The 13410-nt window shown below is 53.7% G+C and carries 12 protein-coding genes and 1 other RNA gene; 7 read left to right on the top strand and 6 right to left on the bottom strand.

What is annotated here, in order from left to right; translation table 11 throughout:
* Positions 1 to 57: 57 nt before the first annotated feature.
* Complete coding sequence (locus AB4O05_RS00330; protein WP_460133919.1) at positions 58 to 360, bottom strand: RnfH family protein; 303 nt, start codon at positions 358 to 360, stop codon at positions 58 to 60.
* On the bottom strand, positions 353 to 787 hold the full coding sequence (locus AB4O05_RS00335; RefSeq protein WP_460133918.1) for a type II toxin-antitoxin system RatA family toxin: 435 nt from the start codon (positions 785 to 787) through the stop codon (positions 353 to 355). The genes AB4O05_RS00330 and AB4O05_RS00335 overlap by 8 nt, the downstream gene beginning before the upstream one ends.
* 168 nt (positions 788 to 955) lie before the next feature.
* Between AB4O05_RS00335 and smpB the strand changes: the two genes are divergently transcribed.
* Complete coding sequence (smpB, locus tag AB4O05_RS00340; protein ID WP_192298933.1) at positions 956 to 1438, top strand: SsrA-binding protein SmpB; 483 nt, start codon at positions 956 to 958, stop codon at positions 1436 to 1438.
* A gap of 41 nt (positions 1439 to 1479) precedes the next feature.
* Here the strand turns inward: smpB and AB4O05_RS00345 are convergent, their stop codons facing one another.
* Positions 1480 to 2247: a GntR family transcriptional regulator gene (locus tag AB4O05_RS00345; protein WP_460133916.1), complete on the bottom strand. Its 768-nt coding sequence runs from the start codon at positions 2245 to 2247 to the stop codon at positions 1480 to 1482.
* A gap of 262 nt (positions 2248 to 2509) precedes the next feature.
* Here AB4O05_RS00345 and AB4O05_RS00350 point away from each other — a divergent pair, with 262 nt between their 5' ends.
* The 5 genes from AB4O05_RS00350 (at position 2510) to AB4O05_RS00370 (ending at position 9440) form a co-directional block, all read left to right on the top strand.
* Entirely contained in the window at positions 2510 to 4204 is a 1695-nt protein-coding gene (locus AB4O05_RS00350; protein ID WP_460133915.1) for a lactate permease LctP family transporter, read from the top strand.
* 70 nt (positions 4205 to 4274) lie between these two features.
* Positions 4275 to 7085, top strand: a complete 2811-nt coding sequence (locus tag AB4O05_RS00355) for an FAD-binding and (Fe-S)-binding domain-containing protein (RefSeq protein ID WP_460133913.1) — start codon at positions 4275 to 4277, stop codon at positions 7083 to 7085.
* Between the two features lie 135 nt (positions 7086 to 7220).
* Positions 7221 to 7499: a hypothetical protein gene (locus AB4O05_RS00360; protein ID WP_460133911.1), complete on the top strand. Its 279-nt coding sequence runs from the start codon at positions 7221 to 7223 to the stop codon at positions 7497 to 7499.
* 104 nt (positions 7500 to 7603) lie between these two features.
* Positions 7604 to 8000, top strand: a transfer-messenger RNA (tmRNA) gene (ssrA, locus tag AB4O05_RS00365).
* Positions 8001 to 8183: 183 nt separating this feature from the next.
* Entirely contained in the window at positions 8184 to 9440 is a 1257-nt protein-coding gene (locus AB4O05_RS00370) for an integrase domain-containing protein (protein ID WP_460133909.1), read from the top strand.
* A 223-nt stretch (positions 9441 to 9663) separates the two neighbouring features.
* On the opposite strand, the gene AB4O05_RS00375 is transcribed toward AB4O05_RS00370, so the two are convergent.
* The 3 genes from AB4O05_RS00375 to AB4O05_RS00385 form a co-directional block, all read right to left on the bottom strand.
* The gene (locus tag AB4O05_RS00375) at positions 9664 to 10134 is read right to left on the bottom strand and encodes a PIN domain-containing protein (protein WP_460133907.1); all 471 of its coding nucleotides are present in this window, start codon (positions 10132 to 10134) and stop codon (positions 9664 to 9666) included.
* Between the two features lie 148 nt (positions 10135 to 10282).
* Positions 10283 to 10711, bottom strand: a complete 429-nt coding sequence (locus AB4O05_RS00380; RefSeq protein ID WP_340051240.1) for a response regulator — start codon at positions 10709 to 10711, stop codon at positions 10283 to 10285.
* The gene (locus AB4O05_RS00385; RefSeq protein WP_460133905.1) at positions 10708 to 12519 is read right to left on the bottom strand and encodes a sensor histidine kinase; all 1812 of its coding nucleotides are present in this window, start codon (positions 12517 to 12519) and stop codon (positions 10708 to 10710) included. Before AB4O05_RS00385 ends, AB4O05_RS00380 begins: the two co-directional genes overlap by 4 nt.
* Before the next feature lie 488 nt (positions 12520 to 13007).
* Between AB4O05_RS00385 and AB4O05_RS00390 the strand changes: the two genes are divergently transcribed.
* Entirely contained in the window at positions 13008 to 13226 is a 219-nt protein-coding gene (locus AB4O05_RS00390; protein WP_460133903.1) for a hypothetical protein, read from the top strand.
* Positions 13227 to 13410: the final 184 nt, after the last annotated feature.

The following is a 13410-nucleotide window of genomic DNA, read 5'->3' on the forward strand; positions in this document are numbered from 1 at the left end:
CGCGGCGCTCAGCAAAAAGCCCGGCATGCCGGGCTTTTTTGTTGCCGTCTGGCACGCTTACGGGTTCTGTTGCTTAGCCAGTACCGCCTTGGCCGCGCGCAGCCTGCGCACCTCTTTAGGGTCTGCAAGCAAGGGCCGATAAATCTCGATGCGATCACCCGACTGCACGGCACGCAACTCGGCATTGGCGACCATTTTGCCGAACACCCCCAGAGGACAATGAGCCGGATCAAGCTCAGGAAATTGCGCCGCAATCCCTGACGCCTGCACAGCTGCGCGCAAACTGGTACCTGACGGCACCGTCACCGCCAACAAAACCTGACGATCCACCGTGGCGTACACCACTTCAATCTCAACCATGCAGTTGTTTGGCTCGCTGACAGAACGCATCCACCAAGGTGTTGGCCGCCTGGTTGAACAAAGGCCCCAGCGTCGCGCGCACAATCGGCCCTGCGTAATCAAAAGACAGATCCAGGCTGATCTTGCAGGCCTTATCGGTCAACGCCTTGAACACCCAAACCCCATGCAGTTGGGTAAACGGCCCTTCCTGCAAGTTCATTTCAATCGACTTGCCCGGCGCCAGCACATTTCGCGTAACAAAATGCTGGCTAAGGCCACCCTTGGCCACCCCGACACTGGCAATCATGTGTTCATCACTGCTTTCCAGCACTTCAGCCGTGGAGCACCACGGCAGGAATTCCGGGTAACGCGCCACGTCGTTGACCAGGTCATAGAGCGCCTGCGCCGGATAAGGCAGCAGGGCCGAACGTTGAATATGCGTCGTCATGTGTGCGTTATTTCCACAGCTGAGCGGCAAACATCGCGGAAGAACAGCCCGATCCGCGAAAGAAAAAAATCAAAGAACTGCCCGCATTGTCCGGGATTCATCCAACACGCTCAAGCACGCAGCTTGACCGTAGCCGACACGCTCGCAACTCCCTATAATGCCGCCCCTATGGCTAAACAAAAGAAACACCCCACAGGGACCATCGCGCAAAATAAAAAGGCGCGACACGATTACTTCATCGAACATCGGTTCGAGGCTGGTCTGGTCCTGGCCGGCTGGGAAGTAAAGAGTCTGCGCGCCAACAAGCTGCAACTGGTCGACAGCTACGTACTGCTCAAGGATGGCGAGGCATGGCTGCTCGGCAGTCATATCACCCCGCTGACCACCGCGAGCACCCACGTGATTGCCGACCCGGTGCGCACGCGCAAGCTATTACTCAATGCCCGCGAACTGGAAAAGCTCGCCGCCGCCGTGCAGCAGAAGGGCTACGCCTGCGTCTGCCTGTCCTGGTACTGGAGCAAGCACCTGGTCAAATGCGAAATCGCACTGGGCAAAGGCAAGAAGGAATACGACAAGCGTGATACCGAGCGCGAGCGCGATTCCAACCGCGAACTGCATCGCGCCGTGCGCAACAAAGGCAAGGAAGAGTAACCCCCCCCCTTGTAACGGTGTAGCCCTGGGAGTCCCCTTGGCTACATCCCTTTGCGCCGTTGCGCACGCGCCACGCGCTGAACCTCCTGACGCACTTCCTCCAACACCTCCTGCACATACTGCAGGTGACGTGTTGAGACATCTCGCGCCTGCTCGGCTCGCCCCTCGATAATCGCCAGGTACAGATCCCGGTGCTGACTGATCAGCATGTCGCGGGTCTCTGTACGCTGCTGATACATGCCACCGATATTGGTCACCACATTACGCTTGAGCAGATCAAACAAGCCGCGAATGGTGTGCAGCAGCACCGCGTTATGGCTGGCCTCGGCAATGGCCAGGTGGAACCTGGCGTCTGCGGCGCCCTCCTCCGCTCGACTGACTTCATCAACGCGGGTGTAGCAATCCTGCAGTACCTCGAACGCAGCAGTCAGTCGCTCACGATCGACCTCGGTAGCGCGCAACGCGGCGTAATAGGCACAGGATGCTTCAAGCGTCTGGCGAAACTCCAGCAAGTCGCGCTGAACCTCGGGGTTGTTTTCCAGCAGGTGCAACAGCGGATCACTGAAGGTCGAGCCCAATGACTCGGCGACGTAGTTGCCACCCCCCTGACGACTCACCAGTAACCCTTTGGCCGCCAGCTTCTGGATCGCCTCCCGCAACGACGGGCGGGACACGCCAAACCGTTCAGCCAGCGCGCGTTCGGCAGGCAAGCGCTCGCCCGACTTCAACGTGCCCTCAAGGATCATGCCCTCAAGTTGCTCGACAATATCGTCAGACAAACGGCGCTGACGCACCAGATCAAACCCCATAGCTAGCTCTCCACCATCCCGACCACTCGCCGGGCCCTCTATTCTGGCCTATCGCCGCACTTCCAGCACCTATCAGAACGCTTTCGCTTTACCCGATCAGACACCTTCGTACACCCACCTACGACCAAAGTTTCGCAGGCGGCAAATTGACACACCACCCCGAAGGCTTTTAACCTAGCCCACGGCGATTGTAAATTGGTATTACCAATTATCCAAATCGACTCAGAAGTGCCTGACCAACAACAATTAGGGGCCACCCCATATGCAAACCTGGCAACAGCTTTACAGCCCACTCGGCAGCCTCGGCCTGTCCGCACTGGCAGCCGTAATTCCGATCGTATTCTTCTTTCTGGCCCTGGCTGTGTTTCGCCTCAAAGGCCATGTAGCCGGCAGCATTACGCTGGTGCTGTCGATCCTGGTGGCAATCTTTGCCTTCCAGATGCCGGCGGACATGGCACTGGCCGCTGCCGGTTATGGCTTTGCCTATGGCCTGTGGCCCATCGCATGGATCATCGTCGCGGCGGTGTTCCTTTACAAACTGACCGTCAAAAGCGGCCAGTTCGAGATCATCCGCAGTTCAGTCCTGTCGATCACTGACGACCAACGCCTGCAGGTACTGCTGATCGGCTTCTGCTTTGGCGCCTTCCTCGAAGGCGCGGCAGGTTTCGGCGCCCCCGTGGCGATCACCGCTGCACTGCTGGTGGGCCTGGGCTTCAACCCCCTGTATGCCGCCGGCCTTTGCCTGATCGCCAACACCGCGCCCGTAGCCTTCGGCGCGCTGGGTATCCCGATCATCGTTGCAGGGCAAGTGACCGGCATCGATGCGTTCAAGATCGGCGCCATGACCGGCCGTCAACTGCCCCTGCTATCGCTGTTCGTGCCGTTCTGGCTGGTGTTCATGATGGACGGCCTGCGCGGCGTTCGTGAGACGTGGCCGGCTGCACTGGTCGCGGGGTTGAGCTTTGCCGTCACCCAGTACTTCACCTCCAACTTCATCGGCCCGGAACTGCCGGACATCACCTCGGCCCTGGCCAGCCTGATCTCCCTGACCCTGTTCCTGAAAGTCTGGCAACCCAGGCGCACCGCTGGCGCGCAGATTGCCGGCGCCACCTCAAGCACAGCCGTCACCGGCAGCGTCGGTGGTTTCGGCCAGCCACGCAGTACCGTTGCCTCGCCTTACAGCCTGGGGCAGATCGTCAAAGCATGGTCGCCGTTCCTGATCCTGACCGTGCTGGTCACCATCTGGACCCTCAAACCGTTCAAGGCAATGTTCGCCGCAGGCGGCTCGATGTACAGCTGGGTGTTCAACTTCGCAATCCCGCACCTGGACCAATTGGTGGTCAAGGTTGCACCGATTGTGACCAACCCGACGGCCATTCCGGCGGTGTTCAAGCTGGACCCGATTTCGGCAACTGGTACCGCGATTTTCTTCTCAGCCCTGATCTCGATGCTGGTACTGAAGATCAACGTAAAAATTGGTCTTACCACATTAAAAGAAACCTTCTACGAACTGCGCTGGCCAATTCTGTCCATTGGCATGGTGCTCGCCTTCGCATTCGTCACCAACTACTCAGGCATGTCCTCGACCATGGCGCTGGTGTTGGCCGGTACTGGGGCGGCCTTCCCGTTCTTCTCGCCATTCCTCGGCTGGCTGGGGGTTTTCCTGACAGGCTCCGACACCTCGTCCAACGCGCTGTTCAGCTCGCTGCAAGCAACTACCGCACACCAGATCGGTGTCAACGACACCTTGCTGGTTGCCGCCAATACCAGCGGCGGCGTTACCGGCAAGATGATCTCGCCACAATCGATCGCGGTAGCCTGCGCCGCCACCGGCCTGGTAGGCAAGGAATCCGACCTGTTCCGTTTTACCCTCAAGCACAGCCTGTTTTTTGCCACCATCGTCGGGCTGATCACCCTGGCCCAGGCCTACTGGTTCACCGGTATGCTGGTGCACTGAGACCCGCACGCCATAGGGTAAGAATCGACGCCGGACGACAATTCCGGCGTCAGTTATTTCTGGAGAACCAATGAGCCTGCCTGCCGCTTTCCTTGCCGACGTCGCACAGTTGATCCCGAGCGATCGGCGCTTTGACGATCCGCTTTCCACCCTAGCCTTCGGCACCGACGCCAGTTTTTACCGACTGATCCCACAGTTGGTGATCCGCGTGGAATCTGAAGACGAAGTTGTATCCCTGCTGCAACTGGCCCAGCGTGACCATGTGCCGGTGACCTTTCGCGCGGCGGGTACCAGCCTCTCCGGCCAGGCCATCAGCGACTCGGTACTGATCGTGCTGGGTGACAATTGGAACGGTCGCCAGATTCGTGGGCAAGGTACGCAGATCCGCCTGCAACCCGGCGTGATAGGCGCTCAGGCCAATGCGTGGCTGGCGCCCTTCGGGCGCAAGATCGGGCCTGACCCCGCGTCGATCAATGCCTGCAAGATCGGCGGCATCGTTGCCAACAATGCCAGCGGCATGTGCTGCGGGACCGCGCAAAATACCTATCACACCCTCGCGGGCATTCGTCTGGTGCTGGCCGACGGCAGTCGCCTGGACACCGAAGACGCAGCCAGCGTCAGTTCGTTTCGTGAACAGCACGGCGCGCTGCTGGAACGCCTGGCGACACTGGGACGCGAAACGCGGGAAAACGCCGAACTGGCGGCCAAAATTCGCCACAAATATCGCCTGAAAAATACCACCGGCCTGTCACTGAATGCCTTGGTGGATTTCGATGAGCCGCTGGATATCCTCAGCCACTTGCTGGTGGGCTCCGAAGGCACATTGGGCTTTATCAGTGCGGTCACCTACGACACCGTGGTCGACCACCCGCACAAAGCGTCGGCATTGATTGTGTTCCCGGATGTCGAGACCTGCTGCAACGCCGTAACGGTGCTGAAAACCCAACCAGTGTCGGCCGTCGAGCTGCTGGACAGGCGCAGCATGCGCTCGGTTCAGGACAAACCGGGCATGCCTGCTTTCGTAAAGCATCTGTCAGAAAATGCCTGCGCGCTGCTGATCGAATCCCGCGCCGCATCGCCTTCATTGCTGCATGAACAACTGGCATTGATCATGGCGTCCCTGGCCGGCTTCCCGGTGGAAAAACAGGTCGACTTCACTGAAGACCCACTGGAAAACGCCCGTCTCTGGGCGATCCGCAAGGATACCTTCCCCGCGGTCGGTGCCGTGCGCAAAACCGGCACCACCGTGATCATCGAAGACGTCACCTTCCCGGTCGAGCAACTGGCCATCGGCGTAAACCGTTTGATCGAACTGTTCGACAAACATCACTACGACGAAGCCATCCTTTTCGGACACGCCCTGGAAGGCAATCTGCACTTTGTATTCACCCAAGGTTTCAATAGCGCGGAGGAAGTCACACGCTATCAAGCGTTCATGGACGACGTCGCGCACCTGGTGGCGGTGGAGTTTGGTGGGTCGCTCAAAGCAGAGCACGGTACCGGCCGCAATATGGCGCCTTTCGTCGAGCTGGAATGGGGCAGCGATGCCTACCAACTGATGTGGCAACTCAAGCGCCTGCTCGACCCCAACGGCATCCTCAACCCGAATGTGGTGCTCAGCGAAGACCCGCATATTCATCTCAAGCACCTCAAGCCACTGCCCGCAGCCGACGAGCTTGTGGATAAGTGCATCGAATGCGGCTTCTGTGAACCGGTGTGCCCGTCCAAAGGCCTGACCTTGAGCCCGCGCCAGCGCATCGTGATCTGGCGCGACATCCAAGCCAAGAAACGTGCGGGCGTCGACACCACTGAACTGGAGGCTGCCTACCAATACCAAGGCGTCGATACCTGCGCCGCCACCGGCCTATGTGCCCAACGTTGCCCTGTGGGAATCAACACTGGTGAGCTGGTGAAAAAGCTGCGCAGCCGCAACGCGGACCATCCGAAAACCGCCGAATGGCTGGCCAGCCATTTCGCCACGGCACTGCAAGGCGCACGCTTTACCCTGCACGTCGCCAATGGCGCACGCCTGTTATTAGGCGCGCCCCGCCTGGCGAAGCTATCGGCCACGGTGACCAAACTGTCCAAAGGGCAAATCCCACAATGGACCAACGCCATGCCGCAGCCGGAAAAAGCCATTCGCTTCAGCCCGGCGGTGGCAGACGAACGACCACGAGTGGTCTACCTGGCGGCCTGTGTGTCACGCGCCATGGGGCCGGCGGCCGGTGATAAAGAACAGATGTCACTGTACGAAAAAACCCGTGGCCTGCTGGAAAAAGCCGGTTACCAAGTCGTCTCTCCCGATCATCAGAACAGCCTGTGCTGTGGCCAGCCCTTCGCCTCTAAGGGCTACGCCGAACAGGCCGACCACAAGCGCCAGGAACTCATCGGTGCCCTGCTCCACGCCAGCCGCGGCGGCCTCGACCCGATCTATTGCGACACCAGCCCCTGCACCCTGCGCCTGGTACAAGACCTCGGCGAAACGCGGCTGGACCTCTACGACCCCGTGCGCTTCATTCGTACGCACCTGATGGACCGCCTGGACTTCACCCCACAGGAAGCGCCGATTGCCGTCCACGTCACCTGCAGCACCCAACACCTGGGAGAAAGCCAGGCCCTGATCGACCTGGCTCGCCGCTGCTCGAAAACCGTGGTGATCCCCGAAGGCATCCATTGCTGCGGGTTTGCCGGCGACAAAGGCTTCACCACGCCGGAACTCAACGCCCACTCACTGCGCTCACTCAAGGACGCGGTGCAGTATTGCAGCGAAGGCATCTCCACCAGTCGCACCTGCGAGATTGGCCTGAGCCAGCACGGCGGCATTGATTATCACGGGCTGGTCTACCTCGTGGACCGTGTCACCCAGGCACGCGCGCATTAATCACGCAAAAAAAAGAACCCCTGCGCGCTGGCGTAGTCATCTGCATAAGCCTCGAAAAACGAGGCTCATCAGTGATGTCGCTGGCAGCCGAAGCACGCCAGCAGCGTCGAGCCCTTTTGCGCAAGGAGATACCCTATGAAGCGTTCCGCTCTTGCTGGCTTGTTCATTACCGCTGCGATGCTGGCCTCCCCTGTTTTCGCTGCGGGCGAGCCTGACCTTTGCAAGGTCAACCTGGACAAAATCAACAATGGCAAAGCGATGCTCTCCACCGACACCAGTGGCAAAAGCGGCGAAATCGACACCGCCGTCTCCCAGGCCATGGCGGCTCACGCTGCCGGTGATGACAAGAAGTGCATCGAAATCACGTCCAAGGCCCTGCAGGACCTGCAGAACTACGATAAAGGCGGCCAATAAGCGCCCGCCTCGCGGAAGACCAACCTACGGGTTGGCCTTCCGTAGCCATTTGGCGTACACTGCACAGGCTTGTCACTCACTATGAAACAACGAGTTACAAGCACGGGGCCGTTTAGGATTCGACGCCGGTCGCGAAACTTTAGGTGCATGCCGAGTTGGTAACAGAACTCGTAAATCCACTGTTGCAACTACTTATAGTTGCCAATGACGAAAACTACGGCCAGGAATTCGCTATCGCTGCGTAAGCAGCCTTAGACCTGAGCTTCTGGTACCTTCGGGTCCAGCAATCACCAGGGGATGTCTGTAAACCCAAAGTGATTGTCATATAGAACAGAATCGCCGTGCAGTACGTTGTGGACGAAGCGGCTAAAACTTACACAACTCGCCCAAAGCACCCTGCCCTTCGGGTCGCTGAGGGTTAACTTAATAGAAACGGCTAAGCATGTAGTACCGACAGCGGAGTACTGGCGGACGGGGGTTCAAATCCCCCCGGCTCCACCACTTCATCATCTAAAGACGTCCATAGACGTCTTTTTTTGTGCCTGAAATCCAGTAAATACGGGGCTTTCAGCGCCATCAGCGTCCACGGACGTCCAAGAGCAGCCACGCTTTATGGCATTCCAAATGGCATTCCAAGCCCAACAGTGCTAATTTTTGGAATGCCAACCTCATCCTGGAATGCCAATGTGCGCACAAGCGGTTCGCCTCTCTGAACTCAAAATCAAATCTGCCAAGCCTGCTGAAAAGGACTACGTCCTGTTCGACGGTGGCGGACTTCAAATGCGAGTGAGAAGTAATGGCTCCAAGCTATGGAACTTCAACTATCGACACCCCGTGACGAAGAAGCGGATCAACATGGGCCTCGGCACCTTCCCTGAAGTCTCTCTAGCGCAGGCACGAAAGGGCTCCATTACAGCGAGGGAAATACTTGCCCAAGGCATCGATCCCAAAGAAAAACGAGATTCAGTGTTGCAAGCAAAGCAAGCTGAAACCGAGCACACATTCCAGAATGTCGCGACGTCCTGGTTTGAACTGAAAAAGGATGCGGTCACACCAGCTTATGCCGAGGACATCTGGCGTTCGTTGACGCTGCATGTGTTTCCGGACTTAGCCACCACACAGATTTCAGCCATCAGCGCACCACAAGTCATCAACCTCCTTCGACCACTCGAAACCAAAGGCAGCCTTGAAACCGTTAAACGGCTGTCACAGCGACTTAACGAAATCATGACCTTCGGGGTCAACTCGGGATTTATTCACGCAAACCCACTCAGCGGGATTCGCTCCGTCTTCAAGAAGCCGAAAAAGAAGAACATGGCAGCGCTTGCTCCCGATGAACTGAAAGAGCTTATGGTGGCGATTGCCAATGCCAGCATAAAAAGAACTACGCGCTGCCTTATCGAATGGCAGCTCAACACCATGACCCGCCCAGCTGAAGCTGCCACCACCCGCTGGGCTGACATCGACTTCGAAAAGAAGATCTGGACGATTCCAGCGGAACGCATGAAGAAACGTCGGATACATATTATTCCGCTCACGGAGCAAGCTTTGGCGCTGCTAGAAGTGATCAAACCCTGGAGTGGAAACCGAGAGTACGTTTTTCCGGCAGACCGAGACCCACGCACCCACTGCAACAGCCAGACTGCCAACATGGCGCTAAAGCGAATGGGCTTCGAAGGGCGCTTGGTAAGTCATGGAATGCGCTCAATGGCGAGCACCATCCTCAACGAGCAAGGCTGGGATTCTGAATTGATAGAGGTCGCACTTGCCCACGTCGATAAAGACGAAGTACGCAGCGCCTATAACCGAGCAGACTACATCGAGCGCAGACGTCCGATGATGGCCTGGTGGAGCGACCACATCCAGGAAGCTGCTACCGGCAACCTATCTGTATCAGCTATCAGAGAGAATCGAGATAAAAAAGTCGTTTCGATACGATGATTCCAGGCGACTTCCGACATAGAGCTGCCGTTGGCCAGAGGCAGCAATCGGCCAATAGCAGACGCTCAACTCAGTCTGTTTCCAGCCAAAACGGAAAACTCTGAAATGCCTTCTTTGGCAAACCAAGAGCAATAGGGCACCCACTATGGTGGGTGCGATCCAACTACTGGCAACAATTCGCAATCTCGAAAGTGATGATAAGGATTTTAACCCCCTCAAAAATTCAAGACGCTTCTGCTTGCTCAATAATTTCAGTTGGAATTCGTATTAACGGATCAAAAAAAGGAATGCCTTCCTCGCTACATACAGCTTTTAAACTTTTGTCAGATGTCACTAAAGTGAGATTCAATCCATTCGCAGCAGCAGCAATAACGGTTCCTGCTACCAATGCATCATGAGACCCAAATGCAAAACGATGGGAAAGTTGCATGAGCAGCTTCTTGCCTTCCGACATTTCAGACGTTCCCAATGGCAATAAGTCAGCTTGTATACTGCCAGCCTTCCCTTCAATATCCTTCATAAGTTTCTGAAGGGCTTTGTAAACTTTAGGATTCATTCGCGGGCGTGGATTTGTTACGCAAATATTAGAGCAAGGAACATGCTTGTCCTCATTCAGAATATTTCGTGTGCAAGCTTCTTTTTGAGCGCTCACTCCACCACGGCGATATTTTCCTAAAACGGAATGAATTTCCATAGCTACGATTTCTGGAATGAAAAAACTTAGGGTCTCACCGGATTTTATTTTTTTTCCAAGTTGTAATACGCATCAGTTTTAGGATGCTGAAACAACAATGCATAAGCGTTTGTATCTAGTGCAAAAGGTTGAGTCACAATCTGCATCCTTATAGATTTTTAAAAGTTTCACTCGGCACTAAACTAAGGAGTTGGTCGCGATCTTCTTCACTAAGTGGATCAAGCATTTGCTTGATTGTTTTGACAGTCTCCCACAAGTCAGCATCGGCTCCTTTACTGATATAACCCTCTACGCCTAAATTGATAAGCTTTTGCATTACTGGTGGCTCTTGATAATTTGTATACACAACAACATCAACATAGGGATCTATTTTTCTGATTTCTTCTAGAGCTTGATCGCCAGTCATTCCCGGCAACTTCAAATCCAAAATAATCAAATCAAAAGTTCCCGGCTTTATTAGATCTATCGCATCCTTTCCGTTTGTGACCCAAGTCACTTCGATGCCTTCACTCTCAAGCCCCTGCTTGAGCATTTCTGCGGTTTTATTCTCGTCCTCAACTAATAATAGGCTGTTCATGCTGTCCCCACTTCCGAATTAGATGGTTGTTTTGGCAATGTTATTAGAAAACGAGCACCTTGATTATAATGAACGTCGACCGAAATTTTTCCGCCTAGCATTTTAAGCAAGTTCCATACGATAAACAAACCTAGCCCCTCTCCTTGCCCTGGCGCTTTTGTAGAGAAAAACGGGTCGAAAATTTTATTTCTGTTGCTCATAGGTATCCCAACGCCAGAGTCAGAAAAGTACACTGTCACTTCTTTCGAGTTGCTTTCAACCCTGATATCGACAATATTTTCCCTACTAACTTTTCTTTCACAAATAGCGTCTATAGAATTTAACAGCAAATTGCTTATCAACTGGTCAAATTTCACCGGATCTCCAACTAGAGTTATTGACCCTTTAGGTGAAATTTTTACGTTTATATTGTTCTGGATAAGGCGCGGACTTTCTCCATCGGCTCGCCTCCGTATGCGCTCCATAATATCAAACGGTTCTATAACCCCTCTACTAGAGGTAAGTGGTGAAAGGCGACGTATAAGCCCCCCCATTCGCTCGGTTTCTTCTAAAATTGAAGCAAATACCGTCGATACTGCAGACAAGGTTAATTTTTTTTCAAACAGCTTTTGATAAAACTGAATGGTGTATCTTATATTTGTTATCGGCTGACCAAGCTCGTGAGATATACCTGTTGTTAGATCACTAATAGCAGCGAGTTGCTTTTGATGTTCAAGTTGAGAATATAGATCTTGAACCTTAGAGGCGAGTTCCGTCTCACTCTCTGCTACTTCTGCGATATATTTTTGATCGCTATTTTCTCTTTTTTGGTAGAGGAAAGAAATTGTGTGCTCTAATCGCTTTGCTTCCTCCAGCATCCCAAACCTAATATAAAAGTTTCTTACTGTGCGCAGCACAGGTAGGTTAGTAGCGAAACTTTTATCAATTGTGCGAAGTATACTTTGCACCGTGTGGTAGTCATTTTTCGCTTCAAAATAGTACACCATTTCGTACAATACGTTGAAGTCTCGGGCGCGTAGTAGTGCAGGCTCTCTTTCTAATAGGATATCTGCGGGCCCGTAGTCCTTTCGCAGCCTGCATATTCGAAATAGCGATCGAACCGCAATAGGCTGAACCTTTACAGCAAGAAGCTCGGTAATAATTTTTAATGCGCTAGCTAGCGATCCTAGCTTTTCATAAAGCGAAACACAGTAAAGATCTATTCTAAATGTTTTTAAAGTTCTTTTTCTGTTGAGGATATGGGCATCTAATATCGCGGACAAATTCTCGGTGCTATCCTCCTCAATTCTTTTTTCCAACTTCACGAAAGACTCAAACTGGGAATCGTCCTTTAGAAGCTCTAGAAACAAACGGCTTTGCTGGTCTATTTCTTCGCCTACGACGTGAATATCCGAGCTTATTATAGCTTTGACGGCCGCCGCTACCGCTGGCTTAAAGTCTTTTTCGTTAATAGTAGAAAAAACTATACCTGCAAGTTCAAGTGCCTTTTCCTTTGAAATGGAACGCCTGAAACGATGATATCTTTTTGCGAATCCGTTAATTTCACGATGATAAGTTGAGATTAGTTGAAGATGTCTCGCTAGAGCTATAAATGCTTGATCAAAGTCATCGTTCTGAAAATACAGATCACTAAGTATCTTGTAGAAAAATTTATTATCCAGCGATAGTAAAATCGCTCTTTCGCAGACTTCAATGGCGGAAACCAAATCTCCAATCGTCCTGAATTTTGTCGCTGCTTGCGAAACCTCTAGGCGAGTAGAGTTTTCGCTAATTGATCGTAATACGCTTTCCAAATCCGTTGGGTTCATTACTTTGTTTCTCTATGAGTACAACTCTGATCTTAATTATTTTTGTTGCTTTATAAGGAAACAGCTTAATGAAAGTCATCATCAATAGAAAATATCAGTGAATTTCATATTTTTCAATGGCTGGAAAAACGCAAAGATTGACTACGAAGCTCAAGTCCACCAAGAACATAAGGCTGCCGCCGATGATTTTTTGCTTTTCCGTAAGCGCCATGATTTCAAAGGTGTATTCATAGCTATCTGGAGCGCTCCCGACTTCGTAGCCCCCTGAATGACTGCTTTTGGCGATTTCTGCCGGGGCTGACCGGCAGTAACGGGCCGGTTTGAGTCATTCCTGAGTGGCTATAATGGGTCGGTCACTGCCGGTCATGTTTGCTAAGGGTGCGGGCAAGTCAATGCTATTACTCAAGTGTCAGCGGATCTGGAGAAGTGGCTCCAGCCAGCAGTGATTTCAGCTAGTCTTCCCGCACCAGTGCTCAAGGACGATACCAATGCCAGATAATTCTGAGGCCAACATAGCCACTGCGGACGCTCTCACACTGCTTCTGCACAACCAGCACGCCATATGTGCGGCCATTGAAGAGGTGACCAAGTGGCTCTCCGAGAATGGAGTGATGAGTATCGCCACAAACGCAATTGCGGCCATGGAGACGCTGGACGCGAATGCTCAAGACATCACAGGCGCCATTATGCGACTACGGCAGTTATAGGCACCATCCAACGCCCATCTGCCCCTCCTTCATGAGCGAGCCCCGATGAAATGTTGGGGGCATCGGTACTGATTAACCGTTTGCATTCGACTTGAACACCAGACGCCGCATTGACGACTGACAGAAAGCGGCCAATAGCTGCCTGTCGTAATCGACTAAAATAGACCCTAAGCGCCCGTTGAGT

Source organism: Pseudomonas sp. S1_G07, assembly GCF_054668565.1.

What these genes read in the sequence shown, in the direction of transcription:
- AB4O05_RS00330 (WP_460133919.1), bottom strand. Translation starts at nt 360, where the DNA reads ATGGTTGAGATTGAAGTGGTGTACGCCACGGTGGATCGTCAGGTTTTG.
- AB4O05_RS00335 (WP_460133918.1), bottom strand. Translation starts at nt 787, where the DNA reads ATGACGACGCATATTCAACGTTCGGCCCTGCTGCCTTATCCGGCGCAG.
- smpB (WP_192298933.1), top strand. Translation starts at nt 956, where the DNA reads ATGGCTAAACAAAAGAAACACCCCACAGGGACCATCGCGCAAAATAAA.
- AB4O05_RS00345 (WP_460133916.1), bottom strand. Translation starts at nt 2,247, where the DNA reads ATGGGGTTTGATCTGGTGCGTCAGCGCCGTTTGTCTGACGATATTGTC.
- AB4O05_RS00350 (WP_460133915.1), top strand. Translation starts at nt 2,510, where the DNA reads ATGCAAACCTGGCAACAGCTTTACAGCCCACTCGGCAGCCTCGGCCTG.
- AB4O05_RS00355 (WP_460133913.1), top strand. Translation starts at nt 4,275, where the DNA reads ATGAGCCTGCCTGCCGCTTTCCTTGCCGACGTCGCACAGTTGATCCCG.
- AB4O05_RS00360 (WP_460133911.1), top strand. Translation starts at nt 7,221, where the DNA reads ATGAAGCGTTCCGCTCTTGCTGGCTTGTTCATTACCGCTGCGATGCTG.
- AB4O05_RS00370 (WP_460133909.1), top strand. Translation starts at nt 8,184, where the DNA reads ATGTGCGCACAAGCGGTTCGCCTCTCTGAACTCAAAATCAAATCTGCC.
- AB4O05_RS00375 (WP_460133907.1), bottom strand. Translation starts at nt 10,134, where the DNA reads ATGGAAATTCATTCCGTTTTAGGAAAATATCGCCGTGGTGGAGTGAGC.
- AB4O05_RS00380 (WP_340051240.1), bottom strand. Translation starts at nt 10,711, where the DNA reads ATGAACAGCCTATTATTAGTTGAGGACGAGAATAAAACCGCAGAAATG.
- AB4O05_RS00385 (WP_460133905.1), bottom strand. Translation starts at nt 12,519, where the DNA reads ATGAACCCAACGGATTTGGAAAGCGTATTACGATCAATTAGCGAAAAC.
- AB4O05_RS00390 (WP_460133903.1), top strand. Translation starts at nt 13,008, where the DNA reads ATGCCAGATAATTCTGAGGCCAACATAGCCACTGCGGACGCTCTCACA.